The 19,052-nt window shown below is 56.7% G+C and carries 21 protein-coding genes, 1 tRNA gene and 1 riboswitch; of the genes, 8 read left to right on the forward strand and 14 right to left on the reverse strand.

The window, feature by feature from the left end; genetic code table 11:
* Nucleotides 1-34: 34 nt before the first annotated feature.
* From ACEVJK_RS07720 to ACEVJK_RS07745, 6 genes are all read left to right on the forward strand, one after another.
* Nucleotides 35-922, forward strand: coding sequence for a hypothetical protein (locus ACEVJK_RS07720; protein ID WP_374740329.1), 888 nt, complete (start codon nt 35-37; stop codon nt 920-922).
* A gap of 74 nt (nt 923-996) precedes the next feature.
* A complete protein-coding gene (locus ACEVJK_RS07725) occupies nt 997-1,533 on the forward strand; it encodes a DUF1836 domain-containing protein (protein ID WP_186851882.1) in 537 nt (178 codons plus the stop codon).
* Between the two features lie 57 nt (nt 1,534-1,590).
* Nucleotides 1,591-2,463 (forward strand): DegV family protein, encoded by an 873-nt coding sequence (locus ACEVJK_RS07730; protein ID WP_186851881.1) that lies wholly within the window; start codon nt 1,591-1,593, stop codon nt 2,461-2,463.
* A 51-nt stretch (nt 2,464-2,514) separates the two neighbouring features.
* Nucleotides 2,515-3,459, forward strand: a complete 945-nt coding sequence (gene prmA, locus ACEVJK_RS07735) for a 50S ribosomal protein L11 methyltransferase (protein WP_147571652.1) — start codon at nt 2,515-2,517, stop codon at nt 3,457-3,459.
* A gap of 31 nt (nt 3,460-3,490) precedes the next feature.
* A complete protein-coding gene (locus tag ACEVJK_RS07740) occupies nt 3,491-4,585 on the forward strand; it encodes a metallophosphoesterase (protein WP_262669730.1) in 1,095 nt (364 codons plus the stop codon).
* Nucleotides 4,586-4,615: 30 nt separating this feature from the next.
* Nucleotides 4,616-5,524, forward strand: coding sequence for a DUF2156 domain-containing protein (locus ACEVJK_RS07745; RefSeq protein WP_147571654.1), 909 nt, complete (start codon nt 4,616-4,618; stop codon nt 5,522-5,524).
* A gap of 34 nt (nt 5,525-5,558) precedes the next feature.
* On the opposite strand, the gene ACEVJK_RS07750 is transcribed toward ACEVJK_RS07745, so the two are convergent.
* The 7 genes from ACEVJK_RS07750 to ACEVJK_RS07780 all read right to left on the reverse strand — a co-directional run bounded on the left by ACEVJK_RS07750 (nt 5,559) and on the right by ACEVJK_RS07780 (nt 11,214).
* Entirely contained in the window at nt 5,559-6,059 is a 501-nt protein-coding gene (locus tag ACEVJK_RS07750; protein ID WP_147571655.1) for a DUF4358 domain-containing protein, read from the reverse strand.
* Complete coding sequence (locus tag ACEVJK_RS07755) at nt 6,056-7,003, reverse strand: GDSL-type esterase/lipase family protein (protein ID WP_374740330.1); 948 nt, start codon at nt 7,001-7,003, stop codon at nt 6,056-6,058. The genes ACEVJK_RS07750 and ACEVJK_RS07755 overlap by 4 nt, the downstream gene beginning before the upstream one ends.
* A 21-nt stretch (nt 7,004-7,024) precedes the next feature.
* Entirely contained in the window at nt 7,025-8,251 is a 1,227-nt protein-coding gene (locus tag ACEVJK_RS07760; protein ID WP_240288354.1) for a threonine/serine exporter ThrE family protein, read from the reverse strand.
* A 244-nt stretch (nt 8,252-8,495) separates the two neighbouring features.
* Nucleotides 8,496-9,395 carry a DegV family protein gene (locus ACEVJK_RS07765; protein WP_186851879.1) on the reverse strand — a complete coding sequence of 300 codons (900 nt, stop codon included), beginning with the start codon at nt 9,393-9,395 and terminating at the stop codon, nt 8,496-8,498.
* Nucleotides 9,396-9,930: 535 nt separating this feature from the next.
* A tRNA-Arg gene (locus tag ACEVJK_RS07770) sits at nt 9,931-10,007 on the reverse strand.
* Nucleotides 10,008-10,074: 67 nt separating this feature from the next.
* Entirely contained in the window at nt 10,075-10,623 is a 549-nt protein-coding gene (locus tag ACEVJK_RS07775; protein ID WP_340406115.1) for a 4'-phosphopantetheinyl transferase superfamily protein, read from the reverse strand.
* A gap of 75 nt (nt 10,624-10,698) precedes the next feature.
* Entirely contained in the window at nt 10,699-11,214 is a 516-nt protein-coding gene (locus tag ACEVJK_RS07780; protein ID WP_374740331.1) for a DUF6512 family protein, read from the reverse strand.
* A 117-nt stretch (nt 11,215-11,331) separates the two neighbouring features.
* On the opposite strand from ACEVJK_RS07780, the gene spoVAC reads away from it, so the two are divergent.
* Nucleotides 11,332-11,775 (forward strand): stage V sporulation protein AC, encoded by a 444-nt coding sequence (gene spoVAC / locus ACEVJK_RS07785; RefSeq protein ID WP_147571660.1) that lies wholly within the window; start codon nt 11,332-11,334, stop codon nt 11,773-11,775.
* A 51-nt stretch (nt 11,776-11,826) separates the two neighbouring features.
* Here the strand turns inward: spoVAC and deoC are convergent, their stop codons facing one another.
* From deoC to ACEVJK_RS07815, 6 genes are all read right to left on the reverse strand, one after another.
* Complete coding sequence (gene deoC / locus ACEVJK_RS07790; protein WP_147571661.1) at nt 11,827-12,480, reverse strand: deoxyribose-phosphate aldolase; 654 nt, start codon at nt 12,478-12,480, stop codon at nt 11,827-11,829.
* A gap of 137 nt (nt 12,481-12,617) precedes the next feature.
* Nucleotides 12,618-13,805 carry a methionine adenosyltransferase gene (gene metK / locus ACEVJK_RS07795; protein WP_374740332.1) on the reverse strand — a complete coding sequence of 396 codons (1,188 nt, stop codon included), beginning with the start codon at nt 13,803-13,805 and terminating at the stop codon, nt 12,618-12,620.
* A gap of 97 nt (nt 13,806-13,902) precedes the next feature.
* Nucleotides 13,903-14,001, reverse strand: a riboswitch (SAM riboswitch).
* A gap of 90 nt (nt 14,002-14,091) precedes the next feature.
* Nucleotides 14,092-14,997, reverse strand: a complete 906-nt coding sequence (locus ACEVJK_RS07800; protein ID WP_147571663.1) for a 3-hydroxyacyl-CoA dehydrogenase family protein — start codon at nt 14,995-14,997, stop codon at nt 14,092-14,094.
* A 213-nt stretch (nt 14,998-15,210) separates the two neighbouring features.
* Nucleotides 15,211-15,714: a transcription elongation factor GreA gene (locus ACEVJK_RS07805; protein ID WP_147571664.1), complete on the reverse strand. Its 504-nt coding sequence runs from the start codon at nt 15,712-15,714 to the stop codon at nt 15,211-15,213.
* 47 nt (nt 15,715-15,761) lie between these two features.
* Complete coding sequence (locus ACEVJK_RS07810) at nt 15,762-15,923, reverse strand: hypothetical protein (protein ID WP_186851872.1); 162 nt, start codon at nt 15,921-15,923, stop codon at nt 15,762-15,764.
* 31 nt (nt 15,924-15,954) lie between these two features.
* The gene (locus ACEVJK_RS07815; RefSeq protein ID WP_147571665.1) at nt 15,955-17,199 is read right to left on the reverse strand and encodes an adenosylhomocysteinase; all 1,245 of its coding nucleotides are present in this window, start codon (nt 17,197-17,199) and stop codon (nt 15,955-15,957) included.
* 168 nt (nt 17,200-17,367) lie between these two features.
* On the opposite strand from ACEVJK_RS07815, the gene ACEVJK_RS07820 reads away from it, so the two are divergent.
* Nucleotides 17,368-18,264 carry a rhomboid family intramembrane serine protease gene (locus ACEVJK_RS07820; RefSeq protein WP_240288368.1) on the forward strand — a complete coding sequence of 299 codons (897 nt, stop codon included), beginning with the start codon at nt 17,368-17,370 and terminating at the stop codon, nt 18,262-18,264.
* Nucleotides 18,265-18,323: 59 nt separating this feature from the next.
* Here ACEVJK_RS07820 and ACEVJK_RS07825 read toward each other — a convergent pair whose 3' ends face one another.
* Nucleotides 18,324-18,890: a hypothetical protein gene (locus ACEVJK_RS07825; RefSeq protein ID WP_262669734.1), complete on the reverse strand. Its 567-nt coding sequence runs from the start codon at nt 18,888-18,890 to the stop codon at nt 18,324-18,326.
* Nucleotides 18,891-19,052 lie beyond the last annotated feature (162 nt).

Genomic DNA, 19,052 nt, shown 5'->3' on the forward strand with positions numbered 1-19,052 from the left:
TCTTACCATAGATAGCATTGGCAGGAGGTCCCCTGTGTATCAATTTTTATTTATCTTTTTCGTCTACGCCTTTCTGGGCTGGTGTACCGAGGTCAGCTATGCCGCCCTGGTCACGGGCCGCTTTGTCAACCGGGGATTTCTCAACGGCCCCTGGTGCCCTGTCTACGGCTTTGGAGTGGTCATCGTGCTGGCCTTTCTGGAGCCTCTGAAGAGCAACCTCCTGCTGCTGTTCCTGAGTTCCGTTGTCTTGACCTCCGCTCTGGAATGGGCCACTGGCTTTGTGCTGGAAAAAATATTTCACCAGCGCTGGTGGGATTACTCTGACCAGCCCTTCAACCTCAACGGCTATATTTGTCTCCGGTTTTCCATTGCCTGGGGTCTGGCCTGCTTGTTCGTAGTCAAGCTCCTCCACCCCTCAGTCCTACTGGTCATCCGGCTGGTACCAAGGGGACTTGGCTGGACGCTGCTGGCCCTTCTGGCCGCTGTCATGGCGGTGGACCTGGCCGCCACGGTCCGTACCATCGCCAAGCTCAACCGCCGCCTCTCTCAGTTGGACCAGCTGGCTGCCAAAATCAAGGACGCCTCCAACGATTTTGGAGAGGACCTGGCCGAGCGAGTGCTGGATGCCGCTGAGAAAGGATCCGAGTGGAAGGAGGAACTGGAGGAGCTCACCGACCGCCTTGCCCAGCGCCAGGAGGGCTTGCGGGAGGACCTGGGCGATTTCAGGGAAGACCTTCAGGATCATTTGGAGGAGCGCCGGGAGCAATACCGCCGCCAGCTTCAGGATTGGAAGGAGAGTATTCAGGAGCTGCTGGACCGGGACAGCTTTGGCCAGCACCGGCTGTTCAAGGCCTTCCCTGGGCTCCGTTCCACCCGGTACAAGGAGGCGCTGGAGCGGCTGCGCCGACGCATGGGCCAGTAGCAAATATTCCGTTGTAATTTTTTCCGCTTTATGATAGCATAATGATAATCATAATCAAAAAGGAGGCCATTTCTGTGGAGGAACTGCTGGATCTCAAGGACCGTATGGAGCGGGAGCGTCCCACCCCCTGGGAGGAGTTGCCGGACCTGGCCCTGTATATGGACCAGATCATCGCCTATATGCCCCGGCAGCTGATCCGCTTTGGCGAGGGGGAGTCCCTGACCTCCGCCATGGTCAACAACTATATCAAGGACGGGTTGGTCCCCCGTGCGGACGGCAAGCGGTACGGCCCGGTCCACCTGGGCTACCTCACTGCGGTGTGCGCCCTGAAAAAGGTACTCTCTGTCCGGGATACCGGCGTTCTTATCAGTGCTGGCCGTAAGGCCAAAGGGCAGGACCCAGAGGCGCTGTACAACTACTTCTGTTCCGCTCTGGACCGGGCTTTGACCGATACTGCCCAGAGCTTTGACGCCGATGCCCAGCGAGAGGATCTGCCCCGCATCGCTCTAGACCTGGCCCTGCGGAGCTATGCCAACCAGCTGGCCTGTGCCCGGATCCTGGATATCCTCCAGTCCTTCGGACCGGCGGAACACAAAAAGCCCAAGAAATGACCTGTTGAAGACATCTTCTCCCCATTTCTTATCCTCTTCCCAAGGAGCGTGTTTATTATGTCAGACTTTGTTATCCTTACTGACTCCTCTGCCGATCTCAGCGCCGATATGGTTCGAGATCTGGGCGTTCAGGTCCTGCCGCTCAGCTTTGAGATGGACGAAAAGATCTACCATAACTACCCCGACAACCGGGAGATGGACCCCCACCAGTTTTACGAGCTGCTGCGGAACGGCCATACCGCCACCACTTCCGCGGTCAACGTAGCCCAGTATACGGAGCTCATTGAGCCCTTACTCCAGGCGGGACAGGATATCCTAATCCTGGCTTTCTCCTCCGGTCTGTCCACCACCTTCAGTTCCTCGGCCATCGCGGTGGATGAATTGCGGGAAAAATACCCTGAGCGCAAGGTGTATACTGTGGATACCCTGTGTGCCTCCCTGGGACAGGGCATGTTGGTGTGGCTGGCCGTTCAGGAACAGCGGAAGGGCCGCTCCATCGAGGAGGTCCGGGACTGGGTGGTGAGCCATAAGCTATCTATCTGCCACCAGGTGACGGTGAACGACCTCCACTTTCTGAAGCGGGGCGGCCGTATCTCCGCCACCACCGCCGTCGTGGGCTCCATGCTTCAAATCAAGCCCATTATCCATGTGGACGACGAGGGTCATCTCATCAACATCGGCAAGACCCGTGGCCGTGCCGCCGCATTGAAGGCCCTGGTGGATAAGATGGAGCTGACCGCTGTTGACCCCGCCGACCAGACCGTGTTCATTAGCCACGGCGACTGTTTGGAGGACGCCGAAATGGTGGCTCAGATGGTGCGGGACCGCTTTGGGGTCCAGACCATCTATATCAACTATGTGGGCCCTGTGATCGGCGCCCACACTGGTCCGGGCGTGGTGGCTCTGTTTTATGTAGGTTCTGAGCGCTGACCACACCCTACGCCGCAGAGCGGTGAAAAATGAACATTCAGGAGGATCAACATGGCCGATATCAAATGGCTGGAGATCACCGTCAATACCACCCCCGACCAACTGGACCAGGTGTCCGCCAAACTGACTGCCGCTGGTATGGATGGACTGGTCATCGAGGATGAAGGAGATTTTCTCCAGTTTCTGGAGCAGAACCGGCAATACTGGGACTATGTGGACCAGGAGCTGCTGGACCGGATGAAGGGAGTCACCCGGATCAAATTCTATGTCACGGATGACACCGACGGCCGGGAGCAACTGGCCCGCTATACCCGTGGACTAGATCAAGAGTATACTGTCACCCCCCTTACGGACGACGACTGGGCATATAGCTGGCAGAAATACTACAGGCCTCTTGCGATTGGCCAGCGGCTGTATGTGGTTCCCCAGTGGGAACGGGAGGAGCCTATCCCCCAAGGCCGCAGCCCGCTGTATCTCAACCCCGGCCTCACCTTTGGAACCGGGTCCCACGCCTCCACCCAGTTATGCCTGGAGGGAGTGGAGGAGCACACCGCCCCCGGACGGCCAGTGCTGGACCTGGGCTGCGGCAGCGGCATCCTCTCCATCGCCGCTCTGTGCCTGGGGGCCAGCACCGCAGTCGCCGTGGACATTGATCCCAAGGCGGTGGACGTGGCCTATGAAAATGCCGCCCTCAACGGCATCGGGAAGGACCGGTATACCGTCCGGGCCGGGGATGTCCTCTCTGACCGCTCCCTGGCCGGCGAGTTGGCCCGGCAGCGGTACCATCTGGTGCTGGCCAATATCGTAGCCGACGTCATTATCCCCCTATCCGCCCAAGTCCCCCGCCTGTTGGAAGAGGACGGGGTGTTCCTGTGCTCCGGCATCATCGACACCCGTGCCCACGAGGTGGAAGAGGCCCTTGTAAAAAATGGACTGACCGTCACTCGCCGCCGGGAGAAAAACGGCTGGGTGGCTCTGGAGTCTAAACTGGGCTAAACCCCAACCTCCGCAGAAAGGAGCCCCTCCTATGGACCGCGCCATTGTCATTCGTCCCCAATTTCCCTCCAATAGAAGGGTCATCGCTGTCAGCGATATTCACGGCAACCTGCCCTTTTTTCAGGCTCTAATGGACCAAATCAGGCTGTCCCCTGAGGATATCCTGGTGTTGGTGGGGGATATGCTGGAAAAAGGGCAGGACAGTCTGGCTCTGCTGCGCCATCTTATGGAGCTGCCACGGACTCACACCGTCTATCCCCTGTGCGGCAACTGCGACGGTCTGGTCCACCGCTTCTTTGAAACAGACGAGCTGGATGAGCACTTTTTTTCCGTCTATCTGCCCCAGCACCCCGAATCCACTCTCCGGCAGATGGCTCGGGAGGGCGGCTTTGAACAGCTGGAGGATCTGCCCCGGCTGCGTGAGGACCTGCGGCGGGCTTTTCCACGGGAGCGGGCCTGGCTGGCTTCGCTGCCCACCATTCTGGAAACCGAGCATCTGGTCTTTGTCCACGGGGGTATTCCCTCCCTGGAAAGGATGGAGGAGTTGGACCGCTGGCGGTGCATGAAAAACGACGATTTTCTGGGACAGGGCCGGTCTTTTCCCAAGTGGGTCATTGTGGGCCACTGGCCAGTGACGCTATACGACCCCAACATTCCCTCCGCCGCCCCCATCCTGCTCCGGGATCGGAAAATCGCCTCTATCGACGGCGGCTGTGTGCTGAAGCTGGACGGCCAGCTCAATGCCCTGATCCTCCCCTCTGAGGACTCGGAGGAATTCAGCTGGGACGCCTTTGATGGACTGCCCGTCGCCGTTGCTCTGGATGGGCAGTCCCCCTCCTCCGACTCAGTCAACGTCCGCTGGGGCCGAAGCGGCCTGGAACTGCTGGAGAAGGGAGAGGACACCTCCCTATGCCGCCACCTGGAAACAGGCCGGGTGTTGCCCATCCTGAACCGTTACCTCCGCCGTGGACCCAATGGCCTGTGGTGCGAGGACTCCACCGACTACGCGCTTCCTGTATCCCCTGGCGACCGGCTGACCGTTGTAGCTTCCACCTCACAGGGATATTTGTGCAAAAAAGAAGGACGTACTGGCTGGTATTATGGCCGGTTATCGGATATACTGTAAAAAGAAATAAATAGACAAGGATTTGGATCTATGTTGGATTTCCACCCCCTGCAGCTGGAAGACTTCCCCAGACTGCGCCCATTTTTCGGATACAGCGGAAGCCGTATCTGCGACACCACCCCTGGCACCGTCTTTATCTGGCGGGATATGTACAAGACCGAGTGGGCTATCTATGACGGCTCCCTCTATTTCAAAGTGGACTACCCTGGACTGGGCCCCACCTTTACCCTGCCCCTGGGCGGCGGCCGGACGGAACACTACCGTCAGATTGCCGACTACTGCTGCCGACGGGAAATGCCTATCCAGTTTTATCCGGTTTCCAAGGATGAGCTGGAGCGCCTTCAGGACTTTTTCCCTGCCAGCACCGCCGCCACAGAGCGGGACAATTTTGACTATCTGTACCGTGCGGAGGATCTGAAATATTTTCGGGGGAAAAAGCTCAGTGGCCAGCGCAACCATGTAAACAAATTTCTCAAGACCTATGGCAGCTGGCTGTTCCGCCCCATCGCCCCAGAGGATATCCCATCGGTCAAGGGCTTTCTGGACCGCTATGCCAGCCGGGTAGACAAATCTGCGGCCTCCTTCCATGAGGATATCGCCAAGACTCATGAAGTGCTGGACAATTACCAGACCTATGACCTGCTGGGCGGTATGCTGCTGGTGGATGGACAAATCGCCGGGTTCTCCCTGGGAGAGATCATTGGCGACACCCTCTTTACCCACATTGAGAAGGCGGACCGGGATTACGAGGGCTGCTACCAGATGCTGGTCGCCCAGTTCGCCCAGCATTTCGCTACGGAAGGCATCGCCTTCATCAACCGCGAGGATGACGCCGGTGATCTGGGCCTTCGCACCAGCAAGCTGTCCTATCACCCCATCGCCCTGTTGGAGAAGTACACCGTCACGGTGGAGGAGCCCTGCGCCTTCTGCCAAAAGTAAAAAACACCGGGTCCAGATTGGACCCGGTGTTTTTTCACGATTTGGAATGGTAAGCGTCGATGGCGGCGGCCTCATAGTCGTTGGCCACCAGCAGCAGGACGGTGTGTTGAAGCTGCTTCACCAGCGCGTTCTCCAGCTTGGGGATCTCGGCGGGGCGGTAGTCCTCGTTAGCGGTGATCTGACCGGCCACATAATCTTCCAGGGCCTCCACCGCCTTGGAAGCCTGCTCCTCGCTGTCAAAACAAAGCACCGCCATCTCCTCGCAGGTAGCGCCGGCGGAGCGGATCACGGAGGCATCGTACATATTCTCCCGCTCCAGGCCGTAGTCGGCCAGCTTATACAGAGCGAAGGCGGTGTCGGCGTCTACCTCCTCCAGGGACTCGGAGAAGGCGCCGGCATCCACCACACTCTGGACCTCGCTAACGCCGTAGAGGGCGGGGCTGCCAGAGGGGTCCTCCTTGCCCTCCCTGCCGCCGCAGGCAGCCAGGGTCAGTAGCAAGACCAGGGCTAGGGCGGCGGTCAAAAATTTTTTCATCGCGCTTCCTCCTTCGGATATAGGGTGTCATAGTCCACAGTGTGGGTCTGCAAATAGGCCAGCCACTTCTGACAGTAAGCCTTACTTAGATGAATGCCGTCCTTGCTGGCATCCGCGGGCAGCTCCCCGTTTTCATCGACGAACTCAGAGTACAGATCCAGAAATACCACCTGCTTCTCCTCCGCCGCCTTCTTCATCAAATCGTTATACACTCGGAGGTGTTCGTTGGTCAAATAGTCCCGGCCCCCAGTCTGAGCGATGACACCCTCATTCAGCGGAATCAGCCCCTGAATATAGATCACAGCATTGGGCTGCAGCGTCCGAATCTCGTCGATGGCGCTGCAATAGCTGTCGTAAAAGCCCTGATCGTTAAAATATCCCAGCTCGTTGACGCCAAGAGAAAGGTAGACCTTGCCGTACTGTTCCAGTGCCAGCGCCTCCAGCAAAGTATACTTCTCCCCATTGATAGTCAAAGCCTTCTTCTCCCCCAGCTTGAAGATAGAAAGGCCATTGGAGGTCAGATTCTTGCCCGTCCCTATACCGCTGTATATCATAAATCCATCGGTACGGGAATCTCCCACGAAGGCCGCGTCATCAAAGTAGCTGTTATCCACCGGATCAGACTGGGGAGCGGGCTGGGAAAAGTCATAGCCCGCTTCCGGCTCATCCTTCTCCTCCGGTTGGTCTGGCTCCTCTGTCAGATTGCCTGACGGGTTGGAGCTGTCAGGGGGTATAGCGGAGGAATCGTCCACCTCTGATGCAGCGCCGCTCCCACTCCCCGTCTCCGGCTGGGTCGAAGTATCGTTCCGCCCCCCGGAAGCGTCTCCGCCGGTATCCTTTGGGGCTGACAGCCCCATCCCTACCGCGAGGGCCAGAACGACAGCCGCCGCTAAAATCAGGAATATGGTCCAATAGGTCCGGTATTTTCTACGACCTCTATACATATCGTACCTCCAAAAATCAACCTATCGCCCCAGGGGGGCAAATCTGGGCAGGATCGCCCGTAGAACAGAAGATGTAAGCATAGCCCCCACCGACAGGGCGGCGGCCATTCCAAACGTGTGCAGCAGCGTAGTTAGAAACAGCTGGGTATAACCACTCACACAATACTGCATGGCGTGGTAGATACCCGCTCCCGGCACCAGAGGCAATAGTGCCACCTGGAGGTACCCCGTTACTGGGCAGCGGCGCAGGCGAGCCATCCATTCAGAGTATCCTCCAATCACCACAGCCGCCAGAAACGCAGAAAGGATATCGTTGGCAGACAGCTCCATGGCCGCCAGATAGGCCAGCCAACCCAGCCCGGCCCCAAAGCCGCAGATCAGCACCCCCCAGCCCTGGATATTGAACACCAGCCCAAAGCCTACACAGGCCAGCATAGCCCACAGGCAGGGCAGCAGATCGATCCCCTCTGTTTGCCCGCCCCCACCTCCTGGAGCGCCCTGACCCAGCAGCAGGGGCAGAGCAGTACCCAAGGCGATGGCGGTGGCCACCAGAATGACCTCTGCTGTCCGGTTCAGCCCGGAGAATACATCACCGGCCATAATTTCCCGCATAGCATTCGTCAGGGCCATACCAGGCACCAGCACCATCAGCGCGCCGATGGAGATGGCCTCCAGATCCTTTCCCAGCCCCAGTGTGACCAAAAGAAGCGCCAGTCCGGAAATGAGCGCGGCACAGATGGTCGTACGGAAAAAGGTATTAGAGCCAATGAAACGCTGTCCGTAGAGCAGACAGACACCGGCGGCCAGACCGCACAAGGCTGCGGCCAGCCATTCCAACAGCCCTCCGCCAAAAAACAGAGCAAAGAAGGCCGCTGTAGCCCCATAGGCCAATACTAAAATTTTAGGGGAAAAGCCGCGGAGCCCCCTTGGCAGATCGGCTACCAACTCCTGTGCCTCAAGGACCGGGACAGGCTGATTACACAGGTAGCGGCAGAGCTGGTTACACCGCTCCAGCAGTTCAATATCCGTTCCGTGGGCAGGGATGCGGCACATACGAGTCAATGGATGCCCCTCTGGAGTGTTGACACTGACGATTAGGCAGTTGGGGATGGCAAATACCTGTGGCTCTACGCCGTAGGCAGTCAGCAGGCGGCGGACGGACTCCTCGACACGGTATATCTCCGCCCCGCTCTCCATCAATCGGCAGCCCAGCTCAGTGCCTAAATTGAGCAGCTTGTCGTAATCCATCGAATGTCCCCTCTCCACTAGAACAGGATATCATGTTTTTACAAAATTACAAGTAACAATCCAATTACATTTTTGCCCACCTGGACATGCTGTATCGCCTATTCGCCGGGGCGTTCAGATTCCGGCTGCTCCAATGGCCCTCTTCCTCCCTTTTCTAAATAATGGGCGCTATGAAAAAGCCGCCCATGTGTCTAGCATGGGCGGCTCCATAAGATTTGCCGGATCGAAATCGTGGCTCGCCGGTTCAGGGCCTCACCACTCTGCGCATCAGCCCCACTCCAATAGGGGTTGGCCCGGTATGGACGCCGATGGTCACACCAATCTGATAAGGGCGGAAATCAGGCATATCAAATCCCCGTGTCGCAAGACCCTCGCGGATCTGCTGGGTGAATAGGTCATATTCCTCCCGATCCAGTCCGTAGCCAGTGGCCACTCTGTAATCGGCCAAATCCAATTCCTTGCGGTCCACATAGCGGAAAAACAGATCCCGCACCCGCTGAAGGGATTTTTTTCTTCCTTGGGCAATTCCGTCGGACACCAGTTCCCGGTCCTGATAGCCAATGAGGGGCTTAACCTTCAACAGTGTACCAGTAGCCGCGGCCGCCTTACCAATGCGGCCGCCGTGGCGGAGGTACTCCAGGTCATTGGTGGTAAAAAAGATGCGGCCAGTAGACCGTATCTTCTCCAGAGCATCTATGGCTTCCTCCAACGTGCTGCCCCGGTCCCGAAGGACCACCGCTTCCTCTACAAGCAGCCCCTGCAGCACAGTGGCTGACTGGGAGTCCATTACATAGATTCGGGCCTGAGGGTATTCCTCCAGCAGTACTGTCCTGGCATTTCTAGCGCACTGGGCCGATCCGCTGAACGACTCGTTCAGGCAAATACACAGTACCGGCATCCCTGCCTGGGCCTGTGGACGAAATGCCTCCAGATAGTCCTCCAAAGTAGGCATAGAGGTTTTAGGAAATACTCCGGGATTGTCCGCCATCTTCTGGTAAAAGTCGTGGGTGGAGATATCCCGCTCCTCCCGGTAATAGACCTCATCCCCCAGCGCCACATAATAGGACACCATATCCACACCAAGCTGCTGGAGCCTCTCCCGTCCTAAATCACAGGAGCTGTCACTGACAATATGAAAGTTCATACAGTCCCTCTATTTCCTCCTTTTCCCCATGTCCACACCCCGCCAGGCGGTGACAAGGGGCCTACTAGCAGATAGGTATTAGGGTAATCATACACCCGCTTACAAAAAATCTCAACTAGTTTTTATTTTTTATGATGAACCGCTGTTGCTCATTATAAGCGGTACTGACCCGGCAATAAGCGGCGATCCTTAATTGCTTGCTCCAAATAGTATCTTTTTCTTTCTCCTGTGAAATTTCGATCATATACTCAGACATAGCAAAACCCCATGATATCACTGACCAGTAGTATATCATGGAGGTTTCATCATAGAAAAAGCTGCATTTCAGCCTTGATATCAAGGCTGAAATGCAGCTATTAACTTGTAAATAACGGTTAAAACCGATATTTTTATAATAGTGAAAAGCGCCGCCCACAGGGCGCCCCTAATCGAAGCCCAACGCAGTGGGTTCGATTTGGAAAGGAGGAGCAGCGGCGTAAGCGCGCTCTGACTTATAAAATAAGTCGGAGCAAGCGATACAACGCTTGCTCCGACGTGGCACGCCCGAAGGGACTCGAACCCCCAACATTCAGAACCGGAATCTGACGCTCTATCCAATTGAACTACGGACGCATCTCTTAACAGCGCTCCGTTATTATATCAGAATCCTCCCCATTTGTAAAGAGGATTTTCCCCTGTTTTATTTTTCATTTTCCAGACGACGCCACCAGCATATCTTCACCGGCGGCTGGGCCTCTCCACACACTGCGGCTACCCAGCCCGCTCCCCCGTAAGTCCGGAACCAGAGGCCATCCATCTGCCGGGTTTCCCCTTCTCCCATCATCGGGACCCGGATGGACCGGATGGTCCCCCTCAATCCCTGCCCGCTCTCTTTGACCCGGCTCTCTTTCAGTGACCATAGCAGGGAAAAGGACCTCCACCAGTCCGACTGCCCTTCCAGCCAGGCCAACTCTTCCGGACCACAGACCCGGGCGGGCAGTCCGGGCCGCCACTCTCTGACCATCTGGATGTCTGCTCCGACCGGGGCGTTATCCAAAGCGCAGAGGGCCAGATGCCCGCTGTGGCTCAGATTGAATTCCAGCCCCTCCTCATGAGGAAAATAGGGCTTTCCGCCAGGTCTCCGGTCCAGTTCCGGCATCCGCGTCAGCCCCCGGCTCTCCCGGAGAGCCAGGGCCAACAGCTGATAGGCATCCTGCCGCTTCTGGATCTCCATGCCAAACAGTTCCACTGACCACCCGCCTCCTCTGTGCCATTGTACCATGTCCTTCTCAAGCAGGCAAGGGGGCTCACGGGGACCCCAGCATCAACAGGGGATCTGGTACCAGGCCCCAGTCTTGGACAAATCTATGAATAGGATATGGTCCGGGGGCCACAGTGTAAACAGGGCGATCAGGATGCCCACTCCCACCACGAGCAGAATGGGCACCATCCACTTTGCGCCATGGAAAGGTCCGGAAAATCGGGTGGAAAACCAGAAGCCGAAAACCATCACAGCCACAAAAATTGCAATATCCACCGCCATAGCTTCTCCCCCCAGGACTATGTGGTAGAGATAGCCTAGCAGCAGCATGAGTCCGCTCATGATCGGCAACGCCAACAGCCACGGTCTGATACCACCCGGCCTGCCACGGTTCAGCCAAAGGGCGGCAGCCAGATAGGGCCAGTATATCAGTTTGATATGCTCCCACAGGCTCTCATTGATTGGAGACAGCAGAGCCGTCACTGGGTTAGGCAGCCACTCATACAGAAAATGCAGCCCAGTCCCGGCCAGCATGGCCAGCAGGCAGGTCAGGATCAACGCGCGCTTGCCATAGAACATCTGGATCACCTCTCCGCTTCACCTTATGCGGAAGAAGAAGGATTTATTCTTCTAGATGGTATATTTTTTCTTTCTGGAGTAAAACTAGGGAAAATCTATTTTCCACGGGGTGTTTTTATGGACATGACCAATCAGGACTATGGCAAGCTGGTAAACGACCGCTCCAAGCCATCTCCTATGGGAAAAAATCTGGTATGGGCTTTTCTGGTGGGGGGCGCCATTTGTACCATTGGGCAGGGGCTCTCCAACCTCTATCAGAGCTGGGGGCTTGACAAAGACCAGGCGGGGACGGCGGTGTCTGTCACCCTGATCTTTGCGGCCGCCCTGCTCACTGGCCTGGGCTGCTTTGACAAACTGGCCAAACGGGCCGGAGCCGGTACCCTGGTCCCGATTACCGGCTTTGCCAACGCCATGGTCTCCCCAGCCCTGGAATTCAAAAGCGAGGGACTCATCACCGGCACAGCGGCCAAGCTCTTTGTAGTGGCCGGGCCCGTGCTGGTCTTTGGTATCTCTGCCAGTGTCATTTACGGTCTTATCTTACTTTTGTTCCAGCTGGTATGAGGCGGTAAAAAAGCTGTCTGTCCCATATGGGACAGACAGCTTTTTTACTCTTCAGCCCTCCTGGCGGGCCAGGGCCACAAGGGCACTGGCTCCGATGCGGTCGGCACCGGCCTCGATCATGGCCTGAGCCTGCTCAAAGGTGCGGATCCCGCCCGCCGCCTTGACGCCGATGTCAGGGCTGATATGTTCCTTAAACAGCTTCACATCCTCCACAGTGGCTCCACCAGTGGAAAATCCTGTGGACGTCTTAATAAAATCGGCTCCGGACATGGACACCACCCGGCAGGCGGCTACCTTCTCCTCCTGGGTCAACTGGCAGGCTTCCACGATAACCTTCAGGATGCGGCCCTTGCAGGAGGCCTTTACCGCCTTGATTTCAGACAGCACGCCCTCCCAATCTCCTGATTTGGCCTGCCCCAGATTAATGACCATATCGATCTCGTCAGCGCCGTTGCGGATAGCGTCCTCTGTTTCAAAGACCTTTACCTCCGGGGTGGAATAGCCGTTTGGGAAGCCAATGACGGTGCAGATCTTCAGCCGGTTCCCCACATAGTCCGCCGCCTTCTTTACATAGCGGGGCGGGATACAGACAGAGGCGGTGGAATAGGCCAGCCCCTCGTCACAGACAGCCTTCACCTGTTCCCAAGTGGCAGTTGTGGTTAGGATGGTATGGTCCACCCGGTTCAAAATTTCCTGATGCTCCATCGGTTATGTTCTCCCTTACAAAAATCGGACTTGGTCCGGACAAATATCTCGCCGTCCCATTCTATACCAGTATACCCGATTTTGTCCAGCCTTAATTCGACCTTATCCGAGGATTCCCCGTTTCCAGTGTCAGCGGCTCACACACCGAGGGCGGCCTTCAGCTCCTCTACCCGGTCCAGCTTCTCCCAGGGCAGATCCAAGTCGCTCCGGCCAAAGTGACCATAGGCGGCTATCTGCCGGTAGATGGGCCTACGCAGGTCCAGGTCCCGAATGATGGCGGCGGGGCGCAGGTCGAAAACCCGCCCTACCGCCTCCTCCAGCCGGGCGTCAGAGAGAGTGCCGGTTCCAAAGGTGTCCACCCGGACGGAAACAGGACGGGCTACCCCGATGGCGTAGGCCAGCTGGATCTGGCAGCGGCGCGCCAGTCCGGCAGCCACCACGTTTTTGGCCACCCACCGGGCGGCATAGGCGGCGGAGCGGTCCACCTTGGTGGGGTCCTTGCCGGAGAAGGCGCCGCCGCCGTGGGGGGCGGAGCCGCCGTAAGTATCTACAATGATTTTCCTACCGGTGAGTCCGGAGTCCCCCTGAGGTCCTCCTACCACAAAGCGGCCGGTGGGATTGACATAGATCTTGGTGTTCTCATCCATAAACTGGGCGGGGATAATGGGTTTGATGACCAGCTCGATCATATCCCGCCGGATCTGCTCCAGCTCCACCTCAGGGCCGTGCTGGGTGGACACCACCACCGCGTCCACCCGGACGGGCCGGTTGTCATCGTCGTACTCCACGGTGACCTGGCTCTTGCCATCTGGACGCAGATAGCTCGCCTTCCCCTCCTTGCGAACCTTTGTCAGCTGCATGGCCAGCTTCTGGGCCAGGGAAATGGGCAGCGGCATCAGCTCAGGCGTTTCATCACAGGCGTAGCCAAACATCATCCCTTGGTCGCCGGCGCCATTATCCAGCCCGTCGTCCATGGTGCCCTCCTTGGCCTCCAGCCCCTTGTTTACCCCCATAGCAATGTCCGGAGACTGCTCGTCAATGGAGGTAATGACGGCACAGGTGTCACAGTCGAAGCCAAATTTGGCCCGGTCATAGCCGATGTCCTTGATTACTTGACGAGCGATCTTGGGGATATCCACATAGCAGTTGGTGGTAATCTCGCCCATCACATGGACCAGCCCCGTGGTCACGGTGGTTTCACAGGCCACCCGTGACATAGGGTCCCGCTCCAGCATGGCGTCCAGCACCGCGTCGGAGATTTGGTCACAGATCTTATCGGGGTGTCCTTCGGTTACAGATTCAGAGGTAAACAGTCGCTTTGCCATAATATTCTTTCCTTTCTTTCGTTCCCCTTGGAGTACAAGGGCCTGGGAGGATGAAAAAACGCCCCGCGGCAGGCGGAGCGTTGCAGTTTGGCTTGCATCCTCATCTTGCGATACTCTACCGCCGGATTTGGCACCTTGCCAGAGGCAGGTTGCCGTGGTTTCATAGGGCCGGTCCCTCAACCACTCTTGATAAGGCTATTTAGTTTTACTGATTGATTATATCAACTTTTCTCCCGTTGTCAACTGGTTTCCGCAAATTTCTCCGCAGGCCTGGTCCCTTGACCTATCAGCCCTCCAAGGAGTGGCGGCGGGTCAGCACTGGGTTGACCCCCAGCTTTTTGCCGTTCTCATACAGGTAGAAGCCGGCCCCGCTCTTGCGGCCCAGATAGCCGGCGGTGACCATCTTACGAAGCAGCAGGGAGGGGTGATACTTGGCGCCGATTTCCTTGTCCATCACGTTCATCACGTTGAGCAGGATGTCCAATCCAATCATGTCCGCCAGCTCCAGGGGACCCATTGGGTGGTTACAGCCCAGCTTCATGCCGTTGTCCACGTCCTCCACCGAGCCGATAAAAGAGCCCACAATGACACAGGCCTCGTTGAGCATGGGCAGCAGGGCCCGGTTGACGATAAAGCCGGGCTTGTCATCGGCCAGAATCAGGGTCTTGCCCATTTTCTCGCCCACCTCCTTGATGTCCTCCAGCACATCCTGGGCGGTGAGCAGGCCGAAGATGACCTCGCACAGCTTCATCTTGGGCACTGGGGAGAAGAAGTGCATCCCCACCACCCGGGAGGGACGCTTGGTGGCGGCGGCCAGGGCGGTCAGAGAGATGGAGGAGGTGTTAGAGGCAAAGATGGTGTGGTCGGGGCATATCTCCTCCAGCTGGCGAAAGACCGCCTGCTTGGCCTCCAGGTTCTCAAAGATGGCCTCCACCACTAGGTCGGCCTCCCGCGCGGCGGACAGACGGGTATCGATCTTCAGCCGACCCATGCAGTCCTGAAACTCCTCCTCACTCATGGTTCCCTTTTCCACCATGTGCTTCAGCCGGCTCTCAATGCCCATCTGGGCCCGCTCCAGCGTCTCCTGCCGCTGGTCATTGAGGATGACATGATAACCGCTGGTCATAGCAGTCTGGGCGATGCCGCTGCCCATCAGGCCAGCCCCCACCACAAAAATATTCTGGATTGCCATATAAAAACTCCTTTTTCATCCGTATTTCAGTTCCGGACTACTCCCGCCCTTCCAATTACGGGAGGTCCAGGTTCTTGCGGGCCCTATCTTAGCATAGCAACTGTCGCAAGTCTTAGCATAAATGGCCATAAAATATGCAAATATTGTCCTAAAAATATTGATTGGGATGGCTGACAGCCATCCCAATCGTTTTTCCGATTTTTTCGCTCTTTTTTAATAGCGGTTCAACTGTGCCGAACCGTCGTCCGTCCCCTTCTGTATGGCCCTGACCACGGCGTAGTATCCGTAGTCTTGATTGACCTGGACGTAAAACCGCTCCCCCACTTTTTTGCCCAGCAGAGCCGCCCCCATGGGAGATTCCTTACTGATAAGCCCGTTGAGCACGTCCTGGCGGACCGTAGTCACCACCTGCCAGCTCTCTTCCTCCCCGTCCTCCTCCAGATAGATGGTCACCTTGTCGTACAGCCCCACCGTGTCTGGAGCGGAACGGTCCTCGATAACACGCGCCGTCTTGATCATATTTTCCAGATATCGGATGCGGCTCTCATTTTTGTTTTTCTCCCGCTTGGCCGCCTTATACTCGAAGTTCTCGCTCAAATCGCCGAAGGAGCGGGCCACCTTTACTTCCTCCAGAAGCTGTGGCCGGAGCGTGACACGGCGGTAGTCCAGTTCCTCCCGCATTTTTTGGATATCCATTTTGGTCAATTCATTATGCATGACAGGTCCCTTCTTTTCTTCCCGATTCGGGTACTCTGTGACAGCCCCTATTTATTTTTATTGAAAAAGCCATACAGCGTCAGGAGCACAGCGGGGATGGGCAATAGAACGCCCAGCACCGCGAACAGGGCCGCCTGATCCACAACTCCAAACAGATAACACCATACGCCAAGGAGCAGAAGAAAGATCCCCATTAACATCTGCTTCACCTATAGCCCCCCTGTTCCATGTCCTGCCGTTTCAGGCCTCCCAGCCCGCCAGATAATCCCTCTGCTCCTGGGTCAGCTCGTCGATGGCCAGCCCCATGGCAGCCAGCTTTACCCGGCCGATCTGGTCGTCGATCTCATCCGGGACATTGTACACCTTCTTTTCCAGCTCTCCCCTGTGCTTCGCCAGCCACTCCAGGGACAGGGCTTGGACGGCAAAGGACATATCCATGATCTCCGCCGGATGGCCGTTCCCGGCGGCCAGGTTGACCAGCCGCCCCTCGGCCAGCACATTCAGCGTGCGGCCGTCGGGCAGGCGGTAGCCCCGGATGTTGGCCCGGCGGTCAAACCGCTCCGCCGCCATCTCCCCCAGGGCCGCCACATCCACCTCACAGTCAAAGTGACCGGAGTTACACAACAGGGCGTTGTCCTTCATGACCTGGAAATGGCGCTTCACGATGATGTCCTTGCAGCCGGTGGCGGTAATAAACAGGTCACCCAGCCGGGCTGCCTGATCCATTGGCATCACCCGGAAGTTTTCCATGGTGGCCTCCAGCGCCTTGAAGGGGTCCACTTCACAAACGATGACGTTGGCCCCCATGCCCTTGGCCCGCATAGCGATGCCTTTGCCGCACCAGCCGTAGCCCGCCACCACTACCGTTTTGCCCGCCACCATCAGGTTGGTGGTGTGCATGATGGCGTCCATGGTGGACTGGCCGGTGCCGTATTTGTTGTCGTAGTAGTGCTTGGCCTTGGCATCGTTCACCGCCATCATGGGGCAGGGCAGAATGCCGGCCCGCTGGCGGGCGTACAGTCGGTGGATGCCGGTGGTGGTCTCCTCACAACCGCCGATCAGCCGCTCCCCATACTGGTTGCACCTGTCCCCCAGCAGACTGATGAGGTCGCCACCGTCGTCCACGATCAGGTGGGGGCGGCACTTCAGGGTTTCCACCAACAGATTCTCATACCCTGCCATGTCCACCCCATAGACTCCATAGGTGTCCACGCCCAGGTCCGCCATGGCGGCGGCTACATCGTCCTGGGTGGACAGGGGGTTACAGCCGGTGAGATGGACGTCGGCCCCCCCCTCCCGAAGGACCAGGCCCAGGTTGGCGGTCTTGGCCTCCAGATGGACAGAAACAGCGATGGTCAGCCCGGCAAAGGGCTTTTCCCGGCGGAACCGCTCCTCGATGCCGGACAGGGCAGGCATGAAATCCCGCACCCAGCGGATCTTCTGATGGCCAGATGGGGCCAGGGACATATCTTTCACGATGCTCATGGCATTTCCTCCATATCCTTGTTCTCCGGCCTATTCTATCACACTTTTATTCCCGGCAAAAGGAGATTTTTCTTTTCCGCTATTTGTTTACACTTTGGACGTAGACATTTCTTCTAAAAACGGTTACAATGTCTTTTATCTGACATCCAACAGGAGGAGGGCTTCTTCATGAGAGCCATATCCCGCGGCTTGAGCCGATTCTGCTACAACCATCCCAATCTGGGCATTCCCGATCTAATCAAGTACATCGCTTTGGGCAATGTGTTTGTCTATATCGCAGATATGCTGACCAACGGATGGGTCTCCATGTTCATCCGGTTTTACCCCGAGCTCATCCTTCAGGGCCAGGTGTGGCGCCTCGTTACCTTTATTTTTTCCCCCCTGAGCGTGGGCGGAGGGTTCTGGGGCCCCTTCTTCTTTGCCGTTACCACCTATTTTTACTACTGGATCGGCTCCTCTCTGGAGCGTCAATGGGGCTCCACCCGATTCACAGTCTTTTATGGCCTGGGCGTGCTGCTGAACATTGTAGTAGGCATCGTCACCTATCTGCTGATGCCCATAACTTCCAACCTGAGCGGCTATTATTTTGAAACCGCCACGATGTATTATGTGAATCTCTCCATGTTCTTTTCCTTTGCCACTCTGTACCCGGATATGCAGGTGCTGCTCTATGGCATCATTCCGCTGAAGGTCAAGTGGCTGGCCTGGCTGGACGCCATATTCTTTACCTACGACATCTTTGGCTACCTGACTGGCCACACACCCCTGCGGGCCCTTCTTCCCGTTATTGCCATCCTGAACTACCTCATTTTCTTCTGGGAGGACCTGATGTCTGTTCTGGGCCGGGGCAGCGAGCGAATCCGCTACAGGACCTCCCCCCAGACCATCAACTTCAAGAAGGCCCAAAAGGATGTAAAAGAGCGGAAGGGATATCTCCACAAATGTGCCGTCTGCGGTCTGACCGACGCGGACGATCCCAATATGGAGTTCCGCTACTGCTCCAAGTGCAATGGCTACTACTGCTACTGCATGAAGCACATCAATGACCACACTCATGTGCAGTGATGGCAGCCATTTTTGTCCAAAAATCAAGAGGGGCGCCCTACGGGGTGCCCCTCTTAATTTTATTCAGTTCGCTGCTCTATCCTGCGGTACAAGATAGGCACGTCATAGCCAAATGTCCGCTTTCCGTTAACTTCCATCGTCTCAGATACCGCTAAACACTCCGGAGAAAAGCGTTCCAACAAAGTAAATTTAAGCACAGGAGTGAACATACTGACACTGCCGCCCTCCCAAATGTCACCCTTTTTCTCATAGAGGGCCGGACTAAATTTGTCTGAACACTTCAAGCTGCTGTACTCTATCTCATCCATCTCCTGATAGGTGAAGTGCTCCTTTTCGCAGCCCTCTGGCAGTTCATAAGAAGTCAGCTTGACCCTATCGCCCTCCTCTGTGAATAGGAACAGGTGAGGGGAGGCATGGGTCTTTCCTTCTACCGTGTAGTAACTCTCCTCCACTAAGAAAACGCCCTCAAAGTTTTCCGGAAGGTTCCTGATCTTGCTGTTGCATACGGTATTGATATGCTGGGCAAAAGGAAATTGGAGGTCCCCCTTACGCCGCATTTCCTCGAACTGCTGGGCGTTATCAAAACTTCCAGATAAAAGGGTCAAAAATTCATCCAACTGGTCCATATAAGCTCTCCTTTTGAAAATATCAGAATCCAGCTCCTGTCTGGTATCTGGATCGGCCCCTCCACACAGAAGAAGTCCTGTGGGGGGCCTTTTCTTTTCTATCCTTGGGCGAAATAAATATCCGCCCTGCGGAAATTCTCCGCTTCGCTCCAAATTTACGGC

This window comes from Flintibacter sp. P01028 (genome assembly GCF_041925235.1).
Taxonomy (GTDB): domain Bacteria; phylum Bacillota; class Clostridia; order Oscillospirales; family Oscillospiraceae; genus Lawsonibacter; species Lawsonibacter aceti.